Annotated in this window: 21 protein-coding genes and 1 riboswitch; of the genes, 18 read left to right on the plus strand and 3 right to left on the minus strand. The window is 37.0% G+C overall.

What is annotated here, in order from left to right:
• Nucleotides 1-2: 2 nt before the first annotated feature.
• Nucleotides 3-1,061: a sporulation integral membrane protein YtvI gene (gene ytvI / locus SJW71_RS02585; protein ID WP_274794771.1), complete on the minus strand. Its 1,059-nt coding sequence runs from the start codon at nucleotides 1,059-1,061 to the stop codon at nucleotides 3-5.
• 89 nt (nucleotides 1,062-1,150) lie between these two features.
• Here ytvI and SJW71_RS02590 point away from each other — a divergent pair, with 89 nt between their 5' ends.
• The 18 genes from SJW71_RS02590 (at nucleotide 1,151) to SJW71_RS02675 (ending at nucleotide 18,286) form a co-directional block, all read left to right on the plus strand.
• Nucleotides 1,151-1,705 carry a hypothetical protein gene (locus SJW71_RS02590; RefSeq protein WP_274794770.1) on the plus strand — a complete coding sequence of 185 codons (555 nt, stop codon included), beginning with the start codon at nucleotides 1,151-1,153 and terminating at the stop codon, nucleotides 1,703-1,705.
• Nucleotides 1,706-1,798: 93 nt separating this feature from the next.
• Nucleotides 1,799-1,996, plus strand: a riboswitch (cobalamin riboswitch).
• 164 nt (nucleotides 1,997-2,160) lie between these two features.
• The gene (locus SJW71_RS02595) at nucleotides 2,161-2,718 is read left to right on the plus strand and encodes a hypothetical protein (protein WP_322610579.1); all 558 of its coding nucleotides are present in this window, start codon (nucleotides 2,161-2,163) and stop codon (nucleotides 2,716-2,718) included.
• Nucleotides 2,702-3,652, plus strand: coding sequence for an ABC transporter substrate-binding protein (locus SJW71_RS02600; protein WP_274794768.1), 951 nt, complete (start codon nucleotides 2,702-2,704; stop codon nucleotides 3,650-3,652). The genes SJW71_RS02595 and SJW71_RS02600 overlap by 17 nt, the downstream gene beginning before the upstream one ends.
• Nucleotides 3,653-3,787: 135 nt before the next feature.
• Entirely contained in the window at nucleotides 3,788-4,555 is a 768-nt protein-coding gene (locus tag SJW71_RS02605) for a tyrosine-protein phosphatase (RefSeq protein ID WP_274794767.1), read from the plus strand.
• 138 nt (nucleotides 4,556-4,693) lie between these two features.
• A complete protein-coding gene (locus SJW71_RS02610) occupies nucleotides 4,694-6,061 on the plus strand; it encodes an MATE family efflux transporter (RefSeq protein ID WP_341387016.1) in 1,368 nt (455 codons plus the stop codon).
• A 2-nt stretch (nucleotides 6,062-6,063) separates the two neighbouring features.
• Nucleotides 6,064-6,897 (plus strand): putative RNA methyltransferase, encoded by an 834-nt coding sequence (locus SJW71_RS02615; protein WP_431811720.1) that lies wholly within the window; start codon nucleotides 6,064-6,066, stop codon nucleotides 6,895-6,897.
• 78 nt (nucleotides 6,898-6,975) lie between these two features.
• Nucleotides 6,976-7,578, plus strand: coding sequence for a lysophospholipid acyltransferase family protein (locus SJW71_RS02620; RefSeq protein ID WP_274794763.1), 603 nt, complete (start codon nucleotides 6,976-6,978; stop codon nucleotides 7,576-7,578).
• 60 nt (nucleotides 7,579-7,638) lie between these two features.
• The gene (locus SJW71_RS02625) at nucleotides 7,639-8,100 is read left to right on the plus strand and encodes a low molecular weight protein-tyrosine-phosphatase (protein WP_274794762.1); all 462 of its coding nucleotides are present in this window, start codon (nucleotides 7,639-7,641) and stop codon (nucleotides 8,098-8,100) included.
• 201 nt (nucleotides 8,101-8,301) lie between these two features.
• A complete protein-coding gene (locus SJW71_RS02630; protein ID WP_431811721.1) occupies nucleotides 8,302-9,021 on the plus strand; it encodes a YebC/PmpR family DNA-binding transcriptional regulator in 720 nt (239 codons plus the stop codon).
• 65 nt (nucleotides 9,022-9,086) lie between these two features.
• Entirely contained in the window at nucleotides 9,087-10,382 is a 1,296-nt protein-coding gene (locus SJW71_RS02635; protein ID WP_312506992.1) for an arsenic transporter, read from the plus strand.
• Nucleotides 10,383-10,728: 346 nt separating this feature from the next.
• A complete protein-coding gene (locus SJW71_RS02640) occupies nucleotides 10,729-12,471 on the plus strand; it encodes a methyl-accepting chemotaxis protein (RefSeq protein WP_431811722.1) in 1,743 nt (580 codons plus the stop codon).
• A gap of 117 nt (nucleotides 12,472-12,588) precedes the next feature.
• Entirely contained in the window at nucleotides 12,589-13,122 is a 534-nt protein-coding gene (locus tag SJW71_RS02645; RefSeq protein WP_396631764.1) for a YdcF family protein, read from the plus strand.
• Nucleotides 13,123-13,264: 142 nt separating this feature from the next.
• Nucleotides 13,265-14,962 carry a M3 family oligoendopeptidase gene (locus SJW71_RS02650; protein WP_431811723.1) on the plus strand — a complete coding sequence of 566 codons (1,698 nt, stop codon included), beginning with the start codon at nucleotides 13,265-13,267 and terminating at the stop codon, nucleotides 14,960-14,962.
• A gap of 152 nt (nucleotides 14,963-15,114) precedes the next feature.
• Nucleotides 15,115-16,212, plus strand: coding sequence for an AI-2E family transporter (locus SJW71_RS02655; RefSeq protein WP_274794756.1), 1,098 nt, complete (start codon nucleotides 15,115-15,117; stop codon nucleotides 16,210-16,212).
• An 11-nt stretch (nucleotides 16,213-16,223) separates the two neighbouring features.
• Nucleotides 16,224-16,844 carry an NUDIX hydrolase gene (locus SJW71_RS02660; protein ID WP_431811724.1) on the plus strand — a complete coding sequence of 207 codons (621 nt, stop codon included), beginning with the start codon at nucleotides 16,224-16,226 and terminating at the stop codon, nucleotides 16,842-16,844.
• Between the two features lie 138 nt (nucleotides 16,845-16,982).
• Nucleotides 16,983-17,447: a hypothetical protein gene (locus SJW71_RS02665; RefSeq protein WP_274794754.1), complete on the plus strand. Its 465-nt coding sequence runs from the start codon at nucleotides 16,983-16,985 to the stop codon at nucleotides 17,445-17,447.
• A 21-nt stretch (nucleotides 17,448-17,468) separates the two neighbouring features.
• A complete protein-coding gene (locus tag SJW71_RS02670) occupies nucleotides 17,469-17,660 on the plus strand; it encodes a hypothetical protein (RefSeq protein WP_004231917.1) in 192 nt (63 codons plus the stop codon).
• A gap of 17 nt (nucleotides 17,661-17,677) precedes the next feature.
• The gene (locus SJW71_RS02675; protein WP_274794753.1) at nucleotides 17,678-18,286 is read left to right on the plus strand and encodes an alpha/beta hydrolase; all 609 of its coding nucleotides are present in this window, start codon (nucleotides 17,678-17,680) and stop codon (nucleotides 18,284-18,286) included.
• A gap of 45 nt (nucleotides 18,287-18,331) precedes the next feature.
• Here SJW71_RS02675 and SJW71_RS02680 read toward each other — a convergent pair whose 3' ends face one another.
• Entirely contained in the window at nucleotides 18,332-20,443 is a 2,112-nt protein-coding gene (locus SJW71_RS02680) for an MMPL family transporter (RefSeq protein ID WP_431811725.1), read from the minus strand.
• A 106-nt stretch (nucleotides 20,444-20,549) separates the two neighbouring features.
• Nucleotides 20,550-21,566 (minus strand): inorganic phosphate transporter, encoded by a 1,017-nt coding sequence (locus SJW71_RS02685; RefSeq protein ID WP_274794751.1) that lies wholly within the window; start codon nucleotides 21,564-21,566, stop codon nucleotides 20,550-20,552.
• Between the last annotated feature and the right edge of the window lie 10 nt (nucleotides 21,567-21,576).

Here is a 21,576-nt window from a genome sequence, read left to right on the forward strand (position 1 = left end):
TTTTAAATTTTAAAGTTTAACTTAATGACACCTGTCTCTTTCAATGCAATAAAGAAAATTATAACAAAGGGACCGACAAGTAAACCGATAATACCAAATAACTGAAGACCAATGAACATGGCGATTAATGTTGGCAATGTAGATAAACCGATATGGTCTCCCATTAATTTAGGCTCGACTACTCGACGAATAATAAGTAAAATAGCAGCTAAGATGAATAATTTTACAGCAATAGCTGTGTTACCCATCAGTAAATGATAAAGTCCCCATGGAGCTAAAATAATGATAGAGCCTAGGAAAGGGACAATATCTATTAACCAAATAATAATCGTCATTGTTATGGCATATTTGGGCTGGATTAATAGAAGTCCAATAAGTGTGACGCCTCCAATAATAAAGCTTACAAATAAGTGTGCCTTCATATAACCGAAAGTTGCATCCTTTAGACGATTAAGGATAATCTTTATTTTCTTTGCAGTGTTGGGCTTTAAATATTTATAAGTGATTTGCTTTAATTTAGGCAAATCAAGCATAAATAGGAATAGAGCAATCATATAAACGAGAAGACTGATAAATAGGCTTGGAATTTCTGAAAAGAAGGCTGAAACTTTGCTATAATTAAAAAAGCTTAAAAAGAATTCTTCAACTTTTTTTATGAAATCCATTGTGGTTTTTTGAAGTGAAGCACTTACTTCTGGTGGAAAGTCTTCTGTATATTTAGAGATATTTTCTTGCATATGGAGCCACATATCTGATAGCTTGGAAATATAATAGGGAGCTTGCTTAGATAGTAAAATTATTTGCGACATGATTTGTGTAATGGACAGATAGCAAATAATAGATATAACCATAACACTCACTATGTATATAAAAGCAACTGCTATTTTCCGTGACATCTTCCATCGCCTTTTAAAGAACATGACGATTGGTTCTAAGAAAAATGCACTTATACCTGCAAATAGTAAAGGCATGGACACAGGGATAATAAAATAGGCAGCTACAAGTAAGGATAGAATCACAATTACTCGAAAAATCAATTTCCTAGCATTAAATTTATTCATAAACTCACCTTCTTTGCGAAAAAATTAAGTTAAGTGTACCATAAATCAAATTTTATTACGTTCTGAATCAATAAAGGTAGGGATAAATTATGGAAAAAGAGATTTTGCAACTTTTTAGTAATCTAACAGAGCGTGACCACGATATTCAATATGAATCTTACGAGGAACTAATGAAAATTATGCAGGAGCCCGTAGATTGGACATATGCAGTATGGGAACAGCTTGTACAAGCACTTACATACAAAGATGGACATGCTCGTGCACGTGCTGCACAAATTTTATGTGCCTTAGCCGCAAAAAGTGATCCAGAAGAAAGGGTATTGGAGGATTTTTTGAAAATTTGGGCTGTGACGTATGATGAGCGATTTGCCACGGCGAGGAACGCGTTACAAGCTATTTGGAAAATTGGATTAGCAGGTCAAGTACAAAGAGACTTAGTTGTCTCGTATCTAGCTAAGAGATTTCAAACATGTTTGGATGAAAAGCATCCCTCTCTTATTCGCTATGATATTATTATTTCTTTTAAAAAGCTTTATGATCAAACGAATGACTCTAAATTAATAGCTATTGCACACCGCTTAATTGATGAAGAGCACGAAGTTAAACACAAAAAGAAATATAAGGCAGCCATCCGTTCAAAGTAGCGAGATGGTGTTTTTTTGTACAGATGTAAAGTTTCTATTTGGAGTACAACTGTTTTTTCCTATTAATATATGGTAAACTGCTTTACAAATGAAATATTCTTGCAGAATAAAGGTGCTAACTAGCATAATCGGGAATTCGGTGAAAAACCGAAGCTGTTTCCGCAACTGTAAGTACAGCCATTATAAAGATATACCACTGTCTCCAAGGAGATGGGAAGGTTCTTTATAGCTCATTAAAATTCATTAATGAATTGTACAAGCCAGGAGACCGACCTTTATTTGAACGTATAACAACTCTTCGGAAGCTAGGAGGATATACGGCAAATTACATAGGTAATGTCATAGTAATTGGCAATCATTATGTTATTTTCGTCGTTCCTTTGCTTAAAGGAGCGGCGTTTTTTTATGCTATCGTTCATGTAAGAATTTATCAAAATGGGAAGGGGGTACATCAAGTGAAAAAGGATGCACGTTATTCTTGTTATCCGTTTATGCGTGAGAAGGCTTCAACGGTTGATTATGAGATTCGAACAGATAGTCTCACAACACATCTAGGGGTTGCATTAGCTGCAGTAAAAAAGGAGGATGTACAAGTTGTCGCAGATGATTTGCTGATTATGTTACCTATGGCTTACCATGTCAATGGTTCAGTCCGAGGAAAGCTAGCAGTAACAGAAGAAGATCTTTCTTGGTTAAGCGAACGCTATGACTTTTATGTTCGTCATGTGAAGGAAGAAATACAAAGTTTTGTTTTACCTCAGGGCACAGAGGCTGCTGCTGCTTTACATCTTTGCCGCAGTGAAGCCAAAAAATCATATCGTACATTACATAAGGTTTCAGAGGAACGAGAGGTACCAGCTATCCTTTTCGACTACTTAGGCTTGTTAGCAAATGTATGCTTTGTCATGGCAGTCTATATGAATCACCAAGCAGGTATAGCTGAAATACCGTTTATTAGTAAATCCTATCCAATGAAAAAGAAAAGGGAGAGTAAGAATGAAGAAAGTATTTAATTTCCAATGGCTATCAGTGCTAGTACTAATATTAGTTTTAGCAGGTTGTGGTACCTCAGAAGATACAAAAAATAAAGAGGCTTCACAGGATACGCAACAAACTGAACAAACAACCTACAAAGTAACAGATGATCGTGGTGTAGAAGTAGAATTTAAAGAAGTACCAAAAACTATTGTTTCCTTACAACCAAGTAATACGGAGATTTTATTTGCACTAGGTGTTGGTGAGAAAATCGTAGGAGCAACAGAGTATGACACATATCCAGAAGCAGCACAAAAAATCGAACGAGTATCTGATTCTCAGAATTTCGATAGTGAACGCATTATAGCCTTAAAGCCAGATGTGGTCATTGCTTACACAATTGGCTCTAAGGATGCATTGAAACCATTAGAAGATGCGGGACTGAAAGTTTTTGTTATTGAATCTGCCACATCATTTGATGATGTTTATGGGGATATTGAACAACTAGCTGCTGTAATGGGTGTTGAAGATAAAGGAAATGAATTAAACGAACAGATTAAAGCGAAAATTACTGAAGTACAAACAAAGGTGAAAGAAGTAAAAGCACCGAAAAATGTTTATTTAGAGATTAGTCCTAAGCCAGATATTTATACGGCAGGCGCTGGAACTTTCCAGCAAGAAATATTAAATGCAGCCAATGTTAAGAATGTCTTTGCTGATTTAGACAATTGGGCGCAAGTGTCTGAGGAAGAGGTTATTGCGAAAAATCCAGAGGTTATATTAACAACAGTAAACTATACAGAAGATCCTATAGGGGAAATTTTGACACGTGATGGTTGGAATACTGTGAAAGCTATTCAAGATAAAGCTGTACAGTCTCTTGATACTGATATCTCTAATCGTCCTGGTCCACGTATTGGAGAAGCAGTAGAATTAGTAGCTAAAGCTGTGTATCCAGAGTTATTTAAATAACAATTCAAGGCTAGCCGATCTAACGGCTAGCCATTTTTATATGGTTAGTTATTACCTAGCGTGAAAATTGGAATTAATTTAATTTGTTCTATAGAATAAAGGTAAGAATGCTTAATAATTTAGGGAGGGTAGTGAATGGAACAGTTAGATACACAGGTTATTCCGTTTGAGGCAGTCTATAATTTCCGAGATATGGGGGGATATAAGACAAGGGATGGACGTATTGTAAAGAAGGGTTTATTCTACCGCTCTGCAGCACTTGGTAAAATGACATCAGCAGATAAAGAGCGATTTGAAATGTTAGGTATTAAAACTATTTTTGATTACCGTGACAACAAGGAAGCACAGCATAATCCTAACCCCGTGTTCTCACATGCTCGATATATTCAAATACCAGCAAAGGGTAATCATGCTTTTGAAATGCCCACAAATGCTGGTGGTAAAGATTTTTATAAAGTAGTAAGCCCCGAAATGTTCCGAAATTTTTATGCGCAAATGCCTTTTAATAATCCCTCATTTAAGGAGCTAATGAAAACCATTCAAAATCCTGATAATTTAGGTCTTGTTCACCATTGTGCAGTTGGAAAAGATAGAACAGGTATAGGAGGCGCCCTGATTTTACTAGCTTTAGATGTACCAGAGGAAACAATCATGGAAGACTACCTAGACACTAATATACACTTACAACCCATGGTGGAAAAAATGGCTCAAGCTATTCAGCATCAGTATAATGAACAAGAATTACAGCAATTTTATGCATTGATGTCTGCTCGTGAAGATTATTTACAAGCAGCATTGGATGCTATGGATGATCTCTATGGCTCAAAGACTGCCTTTATGGAACAGGAATTTGGACTAACAGCTGAAAAACGTAAGCAATTACAGTCTTACTGTTTGACGTAAGGAAAAGCCCTTTCACAAAGCTATGTGAAGGGGATTTTTTGTGTGGAAGCGCTGTCTTATCATAAACCTCTTTACAGTCTGAAAATTTGTGATAAGATACAATAGATTTTCAAGAAAAAGATAGGAGAAGTGAAAGTATTGGCAGACACAATTAAAGAGACAAATAAGTTAAGTCTATTCCATTTAACGTGGCCTATCTTCTTAGAAGTATTTTTATTTATGTTAATGGGACTAGCTGATACTTTTATGCTCAGTGCTTTATCAGATAATGCTGTATCAGGAGTAGGTGCAGCCAATCAATATATCCATATAGCTATCTTGATTCTTGAAGTGGTTGGTAATGGTGCATCCATTGTAGTTTCCCAATACTTAGGTTCAAGACGGTTCTTCGAAGCAGCAAAAATATCAGCTTTAGCTGTTACAATGAATTTGGCCGTTGGGCTTTTGATGAGTATTCTATTTTTCTTCTTTGCTGGTCATTTAATGACAATGATGAATTTACAGGGAGAAGTACTCCACTATGCGCAAAGCTATTTAGCAATCATCGGGAGTTTTATTTTCCTTCAGGCTATTATCAATGCTTTAGCTGCAATTATCCGCGTACATGGTTGGACGAAGCAAACAATGTACGTATCACTTGGTATGAATATATTGCACGTGGTTTTAAATTATGGTCTTATTTTTGGGAATTTAGGTTTTCCAGAGCTTGGTGTTAAAGGTGCAGCTATTTCTTCTGTTATTAGTCGAGGTTTAGCGGTACTCGTATTTTTCTGGTTGTTATATCAGGTCATGGAAGTGCGTATAAAGATTCAATATTATTTCGAGTATTCTAAGGAATATGTAAAAAAAATATTGAACATTGGCCTACCGTCTGCATTTGAGCAGGTTCTTTATCAGTTTTGTCAAATCATCTTCTTGTATTATGCAACATATTTAGGAGCAGAAACATTAGCGGCACGACAATACGCCATGAATATTTCAATGTTTACCTATTTATTTGCGATTGCTATTGGTACAGGAACAGCAATCATTATTGGTCGTCATGTAGGTGCAGGGAAAAAGGACGATGCTTATCATCAGCTTTGGACTAGCGTACGTGCGGCATTTGTTTTTACGATTATAATGGTCGCTTTTGTCACGATTTTCCGCAAGCAGCTTATGCATGTTTTTACAGATAACCCTAACGTTATAGCAATTGGAGCATCCGTGTTAGCTTTAAGTATTTTACTTGAGACGGGCCGCACGATGAATATTGTTGTCATTAACTCGTTACGTGCTTCAGGGGATGCGAGGTTCCCTGTGAAAATCGGATTTCTGTCAATGGTTTGCATGAGTCTTCCATTGGGTTATTTATTTGTCTTTGTACTGGATTGGGGCTTGGTTGGAATTTGGCTAGCCATTTCAGCAGATGAATGGTTGCGGGCAATTATCGTATACTTTAGATGGAAGAGCCGTAAATGGGAGCGATTTGCCCTCGTTTCACCTAACGAACAGAAGGAGGCATAGCAATGGGTGCATTATCTAAACGTGCAATAGGGGCAGCATTAATGGATCAACAGATTAATCTTTTTGCTTGTCCGGTTTGTCAGCAATCGATGTATGTTTATGAGCAAGGGAGGTTGGTTTGTTCTGCCAACCATTCATTTGATATTGCCAAGCAAGGCTATGTCAATATGCTAACGAATAGCGTCTCCTCTAAATATAGTAAGAGTCTTTTTGAATCCCGCAAGGCTGTAATTGATAGCGGAATCTATGATGTAGTGGAAGCTAAAATCAGTGAGATTGTAGCGCCTGCAAAAACAGTGCTTGATACTGGATGTGGAGAAGGATCACATTTAGCTCGAATTATGAAGGCCAAAAAGTATGGGATAGGTATAGGAATTGATATAGCAAAAGAAGGCATAATGGCTGCAGCTCGTCATTATCCACAACAAATTTGGTGTGTAGGTGATTTGGCGAAAAGTCCGTTTGCGAAAGCAAGCTTTGATGCAATTTTAAATATTTTATCACCTGCCAATTATGAGGAGTTTAAACGGCTTCTTGCGCCTGATGGCCGTATTGTAAAGGTTGTGCCACAAAGCGGATACTTACAGGAACTGCGTGCTCAATTATATGCAGATTCAAGCAAAGAAACCTATTCTAACGAGCAGATTGTTGCACGTTTTCAAGATAGCTTTCATGAGGTTACCAAAGAACGTGTTACCTATACTCTACCACTTGATGAGAATCTTGTGCCCGCGTTATTAGAAATGACACCAATGGGCTGGCATAAAAAAGAGGATAAAGACCTCATATTAAATGCAATTACAATCGATGTAGATCTACTAGTGGGGAAGGTTTAGATGGTCGCAGGCAATTGCAGTATACTGGTCTTTTCGATTACAATGGGAATAACTATTGAATAAGGTAGGAATGTAACAGTGTATAAATTAGCAGCAAATGTTGTCAAAGTAATATTGAAATTAATGGGCTCAAAGGCTCGTGTATATGGAGAAGAAAACTTACCAAAAGACGGTGGGTTTATTATAGCTTGTACACATACAGGCTATGTTGATATTTTAAACCTTGGTGTAGCCATGTATCCACGGGAAATTCATTTTATGGCAAAGAAGCAATTATTTGAAATGAAAGGCCTTGGATGGCTTATTGAGCGTTTAAATGCCTTTCCGGTAGACCGTGATAATCCTGGTCCAAGCGTGATTAAAATTCCTTCACAGTTATTGAAGGAAGGCAAAATCGTGGGGATTTTCCCATCTGGAACTCGAAATGCAGAAGGCTCTGATTTAAAACAAGGAGCGATTACAATTGCACAGCTGGCAAAGGTGCAAATTGTTCCTGCTGCTTATGTTGGTGCACGCAATGCTGGAGATGTAATGAAGCGTGGCAAAGGCTATTTAATTTATGGTGAGCCATTCTATGTAACAGGTAAAGGCAAAGAAGGTCGTGAACAATTTACACAACACCTTGAACATGAACTGATTGCTTTAACAGAAGAATTACAGAAACGAATTGCAGTCAAATAAAATAAAGTGGCACTCAGAATCAACTTGATTTTGAGTGTTTTATTGTGGGAGGATAGTAGAATGATTCGAGTACTTTTCGTGTGCTTAGGCAATATTTGTCGCTCTCCAATGGCAGAAGCTGTCATGCGTGATTTAATAGAGAAAGAGCATTTGAATGATAAAATTGAAGTGGATTCTGCTGCTACGAGTTCGTGGCATGTTGGTGAGCCCCCTCATCGTGGTACACAAGATAAGCTTAAAGAGTATGGCATTTCTACTACAGGAATGCGTGGTCGACAATTGCAACAAGCTGATGTTGAAAAATTTGCTTACATTATAGGTATGGATGAAAGTAATATTCGCAATATCCGTACGATGTTAGGTGATCCCCATTCACCAAAGATATTTCGTTTTTTAGATTTAACAGAGCATCATAAGGACGTCCCTGATCCTTACTATACGGGAGATTTTCAAGAAACCTACGATTTAGTACGTGAGGGATGTCAGGCGTTACTCGTAAAAATAAAACAAGAGTTGTTGTAAGGCAATACTAAATAGCGCAAATTTTAACAGTTATTGCTTTAGAAAAAGTTCGCTTAAACATTGGTATATCTAGCTTTGTAAGCATCATTGTGTTATTATTTGCAGAGTAAAGATACGATAAGTATTTAATTACCATTTTCAGATATGCAAATGTGTATCTATTATTTTTATAAAATTATCTTTTGAAAGAGAGTGGAAACAATGGGTCGTAAGTGGAATAACATTAAAGAAAAGAAAGCGTCTAAAGATCAAAGCACAAGCCGTATCTATGCCAAATTTGGTCGAGAAATTTATGTGGCAGCTAAATCAGGCGAACCAGATCCAGAGTCAAACCGTGCACTTAAGGTAGTTCTTGAACGTGCTAAAACATATAGTGTTCCAAAACATATTATAGAAAAAGCCATCGATAAAGCAAAAGGTGGCGGTGATGAAAGCTTTGACGAATTACGTTATGAAGGCTTTGGACCAGCAGGCACAATGATTATCGTGGATGCTTTAACAAACAATGTGAATCGTACAGCATCTGATGTTCGTGCAGCATTTGGTAAAAATAATGGGAATATGGGTGTCAGTGGTTCTGTAGCTTATATGTTCGATTCAACAGCAGTAATTGGTTTAGAGGGCAAAACTGCTGATGAAGTACTAGAAATTTTAATGGAAGCAGATATTGATGCTCGTGATATTCTAGAAGAAGATGAAGCAGTTATTATTTATGCAGAGCCAGATCAATTCTTTGCTACACAAGAAGCATTAAAGGCTGCAGGTGTTGAAGAGTTCACAGTAGCAGAACTATCTATGCTACCTCAAACTGAAGTAACATTAACTGGTGACGATGTAGCAAAGTTTGAAAAACTAATAGATGCTTTAGAAGATTTAGAAGATGTACAAAACGTCTTCCACAATGCAGATTTAGGTGAATAAACCGCTAATCTAAATGAGTAAACCAGTAGCTATAAGGCTACTGGTTTTTAATTAGGGAGGAAAATATGCAGACTACTTTAGCGATTATTTTATTTTTAGTTACATTATTTTTCGTTATTGTACAGCCGCGTAAACTATCAATTGGCTGGTCAGCCTGTATAGGAGCAGCTATTGCGCTATTAATTGGCGTAGTCACCTGGCAAGATGTATTAGAGGTAACTGGGATTGTTTGGAATGCCACGCTTTCATTTATCGGTATTATTTTAATTTCGCTTATATTAGATGAAATTGGTTTTTTCGAATGGGCAGCTCTGCATATGGCACGGCTTGCTAAGGGGAGCGGGATTCGTTTATTCGTTTATATTGCCTGTTTAGGAGCTATTGTATCGGCTTTATTTGCTAATGATGGTGCCGCTTTAATATTAACGCCCATTGTTTTAGCAATGGTGAGAAAGCTGAACTTAACGGAAAAAATGATTTTTCCATTTATCATTGCAAGTGGTTTTATTGCAGATACCACATCTTTACCCTTTGTTATTAGTAATTTAACAAATATCGTATCAGCTGATTTCTTTGAGATCGGCTTTATAGATTATGCTATTCATATGGTTGTACCTAACTTCTTTTCTTTAATAGCAAGTATAGTAGTCCTGTACATTGTTTTTCGTCGATCCATTCCACAAGATTATTCTCTGGAGGCAGTTGAGCATCCTAAGCAGGCAATTCGAGACCCGAAACTATTTGCAATAGCTTGGTATGTGATTGTTATTCTATTAGTGGGGTTCGTGATTGGTGAAGTTTTGCACATCCCTGTATCCTTTATTTTATGCGGTGTTGCGGCAATTTTCTTATGTTTAGCACAACGCAGTACGTTTGTTGATACAAAGAGAGTTATAAAAGGGGCCCCGTGGAATATTGTGTTCTTCTCAATTGGTATGTATGTGGTTGTCTATGGCTTGAAAAATGTAGGTATGACGGGGTTATTGGCAAGTTTGCTAGACCAAGCTGTGCAGCAAGGCTTTATAGTAGCCACTATTACTATGGGATTTGTAGCAGCCATTTTATCAGCGGTTATGAACAATTTACCCACTGTCATGATTGATGCTTTAGCTATTTCCGAAACAAGCGCAACAGGTATGATGAAAGAAGGTCTAATTTATGCAAATGTCATTGGCACCAATTTAGGACCAAAAATGACACCGATTGGCTCACTCGCGACATTATTATGGCTTCATATATTGGCTCAAAAGGGCATTAAAATTAGCTGGGGGCAGTATTTTAAAATCGGCATTATTCTTACAATCCCAACATTGTTCGCTACTTTAGTCGGATTAGTTATTTGGATAAGTATCATATCTTAGTTTTATTATTGAAATAGGGCACAATTCGATTTCTTTAAAAGGACAAGTTATAAGGCAAATAAAAAAGGCTTGGATGTCTGCACTGAAGAGCTCTTAAATACAAGCTATTGATTAATTTGAACTATTTTTCTATGAGCGTAGATCTTGTAGAAAAATAGTTTTTTATTTTGTTACATAAATTAAACAGTACTACCATCAATGTGTCATTTTGCATATTAAATGTAGAATTAAACCAGATTAAGGGAAATTAGAAAATAATTTGTCGTTTACCCATTGTGAAAACTATCAAACCATAACATAATATAAATTAATATATTTGAACGAAGAAAATAGGGGGGGCTAAAGTATGAGATTTTTACGTTCGATACAGGGGAAACTAATTATTATTTCATTAGCACTATTGACTATTCCAAGTTTGATTATTGGAATAGTTAGTTACGGTAAGGCGAAAAATGGAATGGAGGAGATTGGAGAGCAAGTACTATACAATAGTGTTGAATCGGCTTTGCAATTGATTGAACTCGCAAATGAGAGTGTTGAAAAGGGCGATATTCCTTTAGAAGTAGCACAAGAGCGAGTACGAGAAGCTTTACTTGGTCCTAAAGATAGTGAAGGGAAGCGACCAATTAACTATCCTGGTAATTTAGGTGAATATGGCTATATTTATGTGCTAGATGATAAGGGTACTTTAACAACACACCCTACTAGAGAAGGAGACAATCTATGGAATGACCAAGATAGTAGTGGTAATTATTTTATTCGAGAAGTAACAGAAAAGGCACTTGATGGTGGTGGCTTTACAGAATATGAGTTTGAACTTCCAGGTCAGGATGTTTTAGCTGACAAAATTATCTATTCTGAGAAAGATCCGTATTGGGGATGGATTATTGCATCTGGTACGTATATGCAAGACTTTAACCAAGGGGCACATTCCTTACTGATAGTGATTGCTGTAACATTAATTGGTGCCATTATTATAGGGACCATTGTTGTTATTTTAGTATCTAGACATCTGGCATTGCCCGTACAAAAATTATCGAAGCGTGTGCTCGAAGTAGCTAAGGGGAATTTAACTGTAGACATTGAACATTTAAAGCGTTCAGATGAAATTGGACAGTTAAATGCAGGCTTTAATGAAATGGTTGATCAGCTCAAAACGCTTATTTCGGATGTAGAGGAAGCGATAGTAGAAATTCAATCAACATCAGCCAACCTATCAGCAGTAGCTGAAGAAACAAATGCGTATGGAGATGAGATTGTTAAAGCCATTAATGAAGTATCGGAAGGCGCAGTCCAGCAAGCATCTGATGCGGAAGATACAAATCGAACAGCTATAGAATTTGCGCGTCTAATAGAAGGATTACATGAAAAAAATGAATTAATGCTCGATACATCCCAGCATATGAAGGAATCAAATGAAGAAGGTCTTGTTAATATAGATAGCTTGAAAGAAAAATCCAATGAGTCTTCAACGTTGATTCAGAACATGCAGTCTGTTTTTAGTAGTCTAATTGTCAAGGTGCGTGAAATTGAAGGTATTGTAGGGACGATAACCGAAATTTCAGATCAAACGAACCTACTTGCTCTTAATGCTTCAATAGAAGCAGCTAGAGCTGGTGAACAGGGCAAAGGATTTGCAGTTGTTGCAGAGGAAGTACGAAAGCTTGCTGATCAAACAGCTGTAGCGACTGAGCTTGTACGCACGACGTTAAAGGGTATTGAAAGTGAAACAAACTTAGTCAACAATGAGATGCAGAAGACACATGTGATTGTGCGTCAGCAAAATGATTCTGTCATAGTAACAGAGACGTCCTTTAAAGAAATTAAATTGGCTGTTGAAAAGATAATAGCCTTCATAGGAGATATGACAGAGGGTGTAGAATATTTAAATAACTCTAAGAATGATATGATGCAATCGATCGAAAGCATAGCCTTGATTAGTGAAAAGAATGCTGCTGCATCTGAAGAGGTCACTGCGTCTGTAGATGAGCAACAACGAGCAATCCAGCTTGTTAGTGAATCATCTAATGATCTAACTGATGAAATATCTGCATTACAGGAGTCCATTAAACGCTTTATATTGAGATGATGTTTCAGGATGCTTGTTGACCAAGCATCCTTTTTACTTTATCCACGTTAATAAAAGGTAAAGGAGGGGTGATTTGTGAAAAAATGGGTGATAAGTATATGTATTCTTCTAGTAGGTATGGGCATTGTTCTTTATATCTGGTTGGGAAAAGAAATCGAGCAGGGAGTTGAACCAAATGCCAATGGCTCTGCCGATTATATGATTATACTTGGAGCAAAAGTAAAGCCTGGTGGTGTACCATCGCTGTCGTTAAAAAGTAGATTAGAGGTGGCGGTACAATATTTAACAAACTATCCGCATGTTAAGGTTATTGTGTCAGGTGGGCAAGGACCTGATGAAGATCGAACAGAGGCATCTGTCATGAAAGATTATCTGGAACAGAAAGGTATTGAGGCTTCAAGAATTATCATAGAGGATCAATCTACATCGACTTATGAAAATTTAGTATTTTCTAAAGAACTATTACCAAAAGAGACAAAGAAAATCACCATCGTTTCTAATGACTTTCATTTGAAACGTGCCAAATATCTAGCTGAAGCATTAAATTTTGAAGTGGATGTCGTAGCGGCCAAAACACCTAAGTCAGTAGAAGCTAAACTAAGAATAAGAGAAAGAGCCGCATTATTAAAAACATATATTATAGGCTATTAAATAATTATGTCCTTCGTTGAAAAATTATCTAGTGCTTCCTCGTAAAAAAACTATTGCTCAGTGTAGATAATTGTTTCTTAATAGGTTTCATTTGGCATATAATAGAAATATTACGGGGATAGGCCAGAAAGAGGGGACTTCAATGAAAACGTTTAAAGACTATGAATACAACCGTCCAAATGTGGCAGTTATGAAAGAGCAACAATTAGCTCTCATCGAACAATTTAAAAATGCACAATCTATGGACGAGCAAAGTGGCATCATTGAACAGTTAAATACAATTAGTAATGACTTTGCTACAATGGCTAACTTAGTATATATTCGTGCTTCTATTGATACAAATGATGAATTTTATCAAGCAGAACGTGATTATTTCGATGAAGTTGGTCCAGAGCTAGAGGAAGTAACTACAGAATACTATAAAGCATTAATTGCTTCACCGTTCCGTCAGCAATTAGAAGAAAAATGGGGTCAGCAATTATTCGATCTAGCAACCTATCAAATTAAAGGGTTCTCCCCAGAAGTGATTGATTTAATGCAAAAAGAAAATAAGCTTGTTTCTGAATATAATAAGCTTGTTGCTTCCGCACAAATCGAATTTAATGGAGAGACATTAACACTTGCTCAGCTTGGCCCATTTTCGGAATCAACTGAACGAGAAACACGTAAGGCTGCGACAGATGCTCGTTTTGGCTTCTTTGCTGAACATGAGGAAGAATTTGATCGTTTATATGATGAGCTTGTAAAGGTGCGTCATGAAATTGCTGTTAAACTAGGCTACAAAAACTATGTAGAGCTAGGTTATATTCGCATGAATCGTATCGATTATAATGCTGAAATGGTAAAAAAATTCCGTGATCAGGTTCGAGATTTAATCGTACCTGTTGCAACGAAGCTATATGAGCGCCAGGCAAAGCGTATTGGTATTGAAGATTTTAAATTCTATGATGAAGCATTAAACTTCTTATCAGGCAATGCTACACCGAAGGGTAATCCAGAGTGGATCGTAGCAAATGGTAAGAAAATGTATGAGGAGTTATCACCAGAAACAGGAGAATTCTTCAACTTCATGATTGAGCATGAATTAATGGACCTTGTAGCGAAGAAAGGTAAAGAGAGTGGTGGTTATTGTACATTTATTGAAAACTATCATTCCCCATTTATTTTCTCGAACTTTAACGGAACGTCAGGTGACATTGATGTGTTAACACATGAGGCTGGACATGCCTTCCAAGTGTATTCAAGTCGTAATATTGGCATACCAGAATATTTGTGGCCAACCTACGAATCTTGTGAAATTCACTCAATGAGTATGGAGTTTTTCACGTGGCCATGGATGGAACTATTCTTTAAAGAAGATACAGAGAAATATAAATTTACACATTTAAGTAGCGGTCTTCTATTCTTACCATATGGTGTTGCAGTAGATGAGTTCCAACATGTTATTTATGAAAATCCTACAATGACACCAGCTGAACGTAAGGCAGCATGGAAGAAAATCGAGGAAACATATTTACCACATCGTAACTATGACGATAATAGCTATCTTGCAGCAGGGGGCGTTTGGCAACGTCAGGGTCACATTTATGCGAGCCCGTTCTATTATATTGATTACACGCTAGCCCAAATTTGCGCCTTCCAGTTCTGGAAGCGTTCACGTGAAGAATTTGAGGCTGCTTGGAAAGATTATATACATTTATGCGGCTTAGGAGGATCTATGTCCTTTACAAAGCTAGTAAAAGAGGCAGGCTTAATTTCGCCATTTGAGAACGGCTGTGTTGAATCGGTTATTGGGGAAATTGAGGCATACTTAAATTCAGTTGATGACTCCTCACTTTAATTAATCTATAAATTCGCTCCACTTCCATGAAGTGAGCGAATTTTTTAATTGATCATCTCCATACAATTTTATTTTGTCTAAAAATACTAGGATACTTGCGAAATGGTTAATATATCAGTAGTATTTTCAGTAACTGTGATAAAAGGAAGTGAATGAAAGTGACGAGGAAAGTTTGGTTTCAAGTAGGCGTAGGGATATTACTTACACTACTAATCATTAAATATTTTATAGAGATTCATTGGATTTTTTCACCACTAGTCATTATATTAAAAGCTATTTTTGTGCCTTTATTACTTGGTGGTGTCCTATATTATGTGACTGAACCGATTCAGAGATTTTTAGAAAAACGGAGAATGCCTAGATGGGCAAGTATATTGACAATTGTATTTGGGTTAATAGCGATTGCGGGGATATTTGGCTGGATTATCGGTAATCCGATTGCCGAGCAAGTTAATAAATTAGTGAAGAATGCCCCTATGATTAGTACGAGTATTAGTACGAGCATCCAACAACTAACAGACTATGTAACGCAAAATAAAGATAATTTCCCACAGCAATTAAATGATGTTATTGAAAAAATGGCGAATTCTGTACAGGATATCGCAGTAGTAGCGAGTAAGGGATTTGTGTCCTTTTTACAATCCATTGTTTCTGTGTCGTTATTAGCTATTTTAATTCCATTCTTCTTTATTTTTATGCTAAAGGATCATGAAAAATTTGCCCCATCTATCTATAAATATTTCAGTGGCGAGCGTCAACAATGGGTAAAAAAGACATTAAGTGAAATTGATGATGTATTACGCAGTTATATTCAGGGACAACTGCAGATTAGCTTTTTATTAGCACTCATCATGTATGTCGGTTATTTAATTATTGGATTAGAATATTCGTTACTGTTAGTGATCTTTGCGTTCTTTATGAATATGATCCCATTCATTGGGCCTTGGATAGCCTTTGCTCCAGCATTGATTGTGGCAGTTATTCAAGATCCTATTTTAGTTGTTTGGGTATCTGTTGTAACCCTTGTTGCACAGCAAATTGATAGCAACTTTATTACACCAAATGTCATGGGGAAATCACTCGATATTCACCCATTAACCGTTATTACAATTATTTTAGCAGCGGGTAATATTGCAGGCTTTATTGGTATTATTATTGCTGTACCATTTTACGCGGTACTAAAGGTTATCGTATCTAATATTTATGATCAACGTAATGCGATTAAGAAAAAAGCGACGAAGTCAGTATAGGAGCCGAAAAAATGGAACAAGAAATTGTAAAAGTGTTTAACGAACGGCATGAGCAAATTGGCACAGCGACACGGGCAGAAGTACATGAAAAAGGGCTTTGGCATGAGACATTTCATTGCTGGCTTGTCAATGAAGACTATATTTATTTTCAAGTACGTAGCTCGCAGAAAAAGGATTACCCAGGGTTGCTTGATATTACAGCAGCAGGGCATCTATTAGCTATTGAAACAGTTGAGTCAGGTATTCGTGAAGTAAAAGAAGAACTGGGTCTAGATATAGATGTCCATGAAGTAGTGAAAATGGGCATGACCTCTTGTAGTATTGTTTCTGAAAATATGATCGACAATGAATTTTGCCATGTCTACATATATCCCTTCCAACATGATTGGGATTCCTTTGTATTACAGTATGAAGAAGTCTCTGGTGTAGTGAGAGCAAGACTTGATGAAGCAGAGGCATTTTTCTTAGGCGAAACAACGACGTTAAATATTGAAGGCTACGAATATTTTCCAGATGGTCAACGCATGAATATTGTCCGACCAGTTAGTAACGCACAATTTGTTCCTTATCGAGAACTATATGTTGCACAAGTAATAAAATTTGCACGCGAAAAAATATTTAATCAGACATGATATTTTTTATAGGATAGGCTGTTAGTATAAGCTTGTCCTATTTTTTATTGGCAAAAATGATTTAGAAACGTCACGATAAAAAAACAAAAAATACGTTATACTGTAAGATAGATTGTAAAGAAAAGGAGCATTTTTTATATGCTAACATTTGAACAAAAACAAGCGGTTATTGAATCGTTTACTGAACTAACAAGAAAGGAAATTTCATTAAAACGCTTAAATTATCACTATATGGACAGTCTTTATGAAAAGACAGTTGTAGTTGAAAAGCTACATCCCAATGGCAATGGATTTGTCTTTGTTGGGGATTTATTACGCTATGAGCATGTGGCTAACGAAAAAGGATTAGTGAATATTCGTGATTTTGATGAGCAACAGCTTCGTGAAATTATTGAAGATTCGATTCAGTACTTATCAGAAGAAGTAGAAGAGCAGGAGCCGATTATAGAGATTTGGCATAGCCGAGAAGGTGCTCAATTGCAACTTGCTTTTGAGCAACGTTCTTGGAATGTATATCATGGGGAAAATCTTGAAGAGGCATTTGGTACGTATGATGCAGCAAAGGAATATTTACTAGAAGAGGGCTTTCGTACAAAGAAATAAAAATACGGGGGATAAATATCAATGAACGGGAAAAAATTAGTGGGAATTGTTATTGTTGTGGTGATTGCAGCATGTTTATTTTCAGTTTATACCATTACTAATTTTTATAAAAATCACGAAGAACAACCAAATCGAGAGAATCGAGAAATTAATAAGTCAAAAAGCTTGAATTTAATTTTGCCACAGGCTACAATTATCTCGAATTCAAGATAATTGAGAGGTGATTGTCAGTGCAACACATTTTTTATAAAGGGACAGATGAAACAAAACCGACGTTATTGTTGTTACATGGCACGGGAGGTAATGAAGAAAGTCTAATTGGGCTGGCAAAAGAGATAGATGAAACAGCTAATATTTTAAGTGTACGTGGAAATGTACTTGAACATGGAATGCCACGATTTTTCCGTCGACTAGCAGAAGGTGTCTTTGATATAGAGGATTTAATCTTTCGTACAAAGGAGCTATATGAATTTTTACAGGAGGCAGCACAGCAATATGGCTTTGATCGGCAACGAATTGTAGCGATAGGTTATTCAAATGGTGCTAATATTGCGGCAAGCTTGCTATTCCATTATGATGATGCATTAGCGGGAGCTATTTTACATCATCCAATGGTACCAAGACGTGGAATTGAATTACCGCAACTTTCTTCTATTCCTGTATTTATCGGTGCTGGTACGAATGATCAGATGTGTACTGCACAAGAATCTGAGGATTTAGAAACACTGTTAACTTCAGCAGGTGCTAAGGTTACGACAAAATGGTTTGATTTTGGACATCAGCTTACTATTCCTGAAGTACATGCAGCAAAAGAATGGTATAACAGTATCTATGCTTAATTGAAAAATCCGCCTCTTTTTATGGAGAGGCGGATTTTAATTCGTTTATTTACTTTTCTTTGAAAATGGTAGCCACCAGTTCCAATCGCCAAATAGTTTCATGAGACTAGGTACAAGCATTAGACGAATAATTGTCGCATCAATAGCAACAGCAATGGCTATCCCTACACCAATTTGTTTTACAGGCATGACGTCCGTAAAAGCAAATGCTCCTGTGATAACAATCATGATAAGCGCTGCCGATGTAATAATACGGCTAGTAGATGTCAGCCCATCAATGGTTGCACGTGTATTATCTGCCCCTTTTAAATATTCCTCTTGGATACGAGAAATTAAAAAGACTTCGTAGTCCATACTTAAACCAAACACGAGACAGAAAACAATGACAGGAATAATCAAGACAATTGAGCCTGCCTCAATACCAAAATGTCCATATTGGAAAATATAAACGAGTATACCGAATGCAGATGAAAGACCAATAATGTTCATGATAATCGCCTTTAATGGAATTAAGACTGAGCGGAATGCAAGCATTAAAATAAAGAATGTAGAGACGATGATAATGGCGATAGCCAAAACAATTTTACTAGCAATTTCATCGAAAATCTCTTGGTTAAATTTAGCTGGCCCCCCAAGAGCAAAACTTACATTTAAATCTTTTTCCATCCATGTTCGTGCAAACGTTTGAGCAGTAGTGGAAGAACCTGCTGCATCAATGGTAATTGGGATAAATAGTTGTGTATCCTTTGAAAAGGTATGAATAACAGGTTTTAATTGTTCCGCGACCTGTGGAACAGCTAAAGATGCTGATAATTCTTCAGGTGTTTGAATATTCGCGGCTGTATATATTGTAGAGACCTCTAAGACTAACGGATCCTTTAATAGCTTTTCTTGAATAGTATAAATAAGCTCTCGTGCCTCACTATCTTCCCAACCTTCTTTGCGTTCAGCTAACAAATATAAAGTAGATGATTCACCGAGTCCAAATGTTTTATCTAATTGGTCATATGCTGAACGTGCATCATATTTGGTTGGTAAGGAGTCAACCTGTGGAATCACTAGTTTGATGTCCTTTAATGGGAGCATACCAATACCAAGTAATAATAATGCTGAAATGACAATCGCAACGGGATGTTTCATGACAAAACCAGCGAAGCCACGCCAACGGTTCGCACCACCTGGTTTAACACGCAATATACGCCATTTATTAAGTCTATCTCCTAAAAGCATCATTGTGGCAGGGAGTAATGTTAGACCAGAAAGAACGGCTAATAGGACGGCGATTGTGCCCCCGAGAGCGATATTGTGAAAAATCTCTACATCAATAACAATCATTGCGCCTAAACCTATCATGACACAAACTGCGGAGAAAATAATGGAACGTCCTGCTGTCTGTATAGCAGTTTGAATAGCTTGTCCAATAGAGGTATGTGCACGCTCTTCTCGGTAACGATTGATAAACAGTAGGGCAAAATCAATACTTAAAGCAAGCCCAAGCATTGGAACAATATTTAACACGAAAATAGATAGATTCACACTGCCGCTAAGTAATGTCATTATTCCGAAGGCAGTAACGACTGTAACAATACCAATGACAATGGGTAGGATAGAAGCAATCACTGTACCAAAAGCCAATAAAAGAACAACAATGGCAATTGGTAACCCAATGGCTTCAGCTGACGCTAAATCTTTTTGGCTGGCTGTATTAATGTCAGCAGAAATAACGGGTCCTCCAGTAATGCTAATGCCGTCTCCTTCAATTAATGAACGGAATTCCTCGACAATCTCCGGAAGATTCTCAACATCATTTTTTAAATGAACCATCGCATAGGCAATGTCATCTTTACGTAAAGAGGAATCTTCTAAAGGCGATTGAATTGAATGTATTTCATTTATACGATCGAGTTTTTTTAAAGTATCTTCAATTTTTTGATCTTTTGCTTGATCAAAGACAATCAAAATCGTATCAGAAGGCAAATCAAAGTTTTCTGCTAGCTCATTTGTAACATAGGTATGATCGCCTTCAACAAAAAAGCCATCCCCTTGAAGTTTACCCGGAAGCTGTAAAGCAAAATAAGCCATAGCTAGAAAAATAATAAGCCATATAGCTACGATTGCTTTCGCATGTGCTGTAATAAATGTCGAAATTGTTTTCATAGTTATTTATGTATCCCCCTTTTCAATTAGTGTAATGGATGTGTCGCTTTTTGTCGTGTGACAAAGTAAAGGCTCCCATCCAGCCATTGGATAGGAGCCTTTTTCGTTAAAAGAATAATGATAATATGAAATAAATAACGGATGCCATCACTGCTGAAATTGGCATCGTAATTACCCACGTAGTAACAATTTTTCGAGCCATTCCCCAGTTTACACCACGTACGCGCTGTGCAGAACCAACACCCATAATAGAAGAAGAAATAACATGTGTTGTCGATACTGGTAAGTGAATTAACGTAGCACCAAAAATAACTGTAGCGGATGCTAAATCCGCCGCAACACCATTAACTGGACGAATTTTCATAATCTTACCGCCAACTGTTTTAATGATTTTATATCCACCAATAGATGTACCTAGACCCATTGCTGTAGCGGCTGCAGCACGTACCCAGAAAGGTATTTCATCTCCAGTATGCAAGCCACCAGCAATTAGCGCCATTGTCATAATCCCCATTGCCTTCTGTGCATCGTTTGTCCCGTGAGTAAACGATTGAATGGCTGCGGTGAAGATTTGCATTGTTCGGAAACCTTTATTTGTTCTATATAAATTTAAATTTTTAAACCATAATTTAAAAAGTGTCATCATGATAAAGCCAGCACAAATGGCAAGTAGTGGGGATAGCACTAATGCCATAATAATTTTAGTAAAGCCGCCGTAGTTTAACACGTTAAAGCCTGCTGATGCGATAGCAGCACCTGCAATCGAACCAATTAACGTATGTGAAGAACTAGATGGAATACCAAAGTACCAAGTCAATAAATTCCAAATAATAGCTGAAATTAATGCAGCTAAAATAACAACTGAACCTGTTGTGTCTCCTTCAAAGGCATTTAAAGAGAACGGGTCTACAATGTCTTTAGTTAGAGCTTTAGCAACTCCTACGAAGGTGATGGCACCGATAAAGTTCATAGTCGCTGCCATAATGATCGCTGTGCGAGGTGGCAATGCCCGAGTGGAAACCGAAGTTGCGATAGCATTTGCTGTATCATGGAAGCCATTGATAAAGTCAAATGTAAGGGCAAAGATGACGACCAGTATGGTTAGTATTATGATTGTATTCATTGTAAATTGC

This window comes from Lysinibacillus sp. FW12 (assembly GCF_050817245.1).
Lineage (GTDB): Bacteria > Bacillota > Bacilli > Bacillales_A > Planococcaceae > Lysinibacillus > Lysinibacillus irui.

Bases quoted from the DNA above. Each gene is read 5' to 3' on its own strand.
- SJW71_RS02680 (WP_431811725.1), bottom strand. From the start codon at position 20,443: ATGAAAACAATTTCGACATTTATTACAGCACATGCGAAAGCAATCGTA.
- SJW71_RS02650 (WP_431811723.1), top strand. From the start codon at position 13,265: ATGAAAACGTTTAAAGACTATGAATACAACCGTCCAAATGTGGCAGTT.
- SJW71_RS02640 (WP_431811722.1), top strand. From the start codon at position 10,729: ATGAGATTTTTACGTTCGATACAGGGGAAACTAATTATTATTTCATTA.
- SJW71_RS02685 (WP_274794751.1), bottom strand. From the start codon at position 21,566: ATGAATACAATCATAATACTAACCATACTGGTCGTCATCTTTGCCCTT.
- SJW71_RS02665 (WP_274794754.1), top strand. From the start codon at position 16,983: ATGCTAACATTTGAACAAAAACAAGCGGTTATTGAATCGTTTACTGAA.
- SJW71_RS02630 (WP_431811721.1), top strand. From the start codon at position 8,302: ATGGGTCGTAAGTGGAATAACATTAAAGAAAAGAAAGCGTCTAAAGAT.
- SJW71_RS02660 (WP_431811724.1), top strand. From the start codon at position 16,224: ATGGAACAAGAAATTGTAAAAGTGTTTAACGAACGGCATGAGCAAATT.
- SJW71_RS02590 (WP_274794770.1), top strand. From the start codon at position 1,151: ATGGAAAAAGAGATTTTGCAACTTTTTAGTAATCTAACAGAGCGTGAC.
- SJW71_RS02645 (WP_396631764.1), top strand. From the start codon at position 12,589: ATGGGCATTGTTCTTTATATCTGGTTGGGAAAAGAAATCGAGCAGGGA.
- SJW71_RS02615 (WP_431811720.1), top strand. From the start codon at position 6,064: ATGGGTGCATTATCTAAACGTGCAATAGGGGCAGCATTAATGGATCAA.
- SJW71_RS02600 (WP_274794768.1), top strand. From the start codon at position 2,702: ATGAAGAAAGTATTTAATTTCCAATGGCTATCAGTGCTAGTACTAATA.
- ytvI (WP_274794771.1), bottom strand. From the start codon at position 1,061: ATGAATAAATTTAATGCTAGGAAATTGATTTTTCGAGTAATTGTGATT.
- SJW71_RS02635 (WP_312506992.1), top strand. From the start codon at position 9,087: ATGCAGACTACTTTAGCGATTATTTTATTTTTAGTTACATTATTTTTC.
- SJW71_RS02655 (WP_274794756.1), top strand. From the start codon at position 15,115: ATGAAAGTGACGAGGAAAGTTTGGTTTCAAGTAGGCGTAGGGATATTA.
- SJW71_RS02625 (WP_274794762.1), top strand. From the start codon at position 7,639: ATGATTCGAGTACTTTTCGTGTGCTTAGGCAATATTTGTCGCTCTCCA.
- SJW71_RS02605 (WP_274794767.1), top strand. From the start codon at position 3,788: ATGGAACAGTTAGATACACAGGTTATTCCGTTTGAGGCAGTCTATAAT.
- SJW71_RS02670 (WP_004231917.1), top strand. From the start codon at position 17,469: ATGAACGGGAAAAAATTAGTGGGAATTGTTATTGTTGTGGTGATTGCA.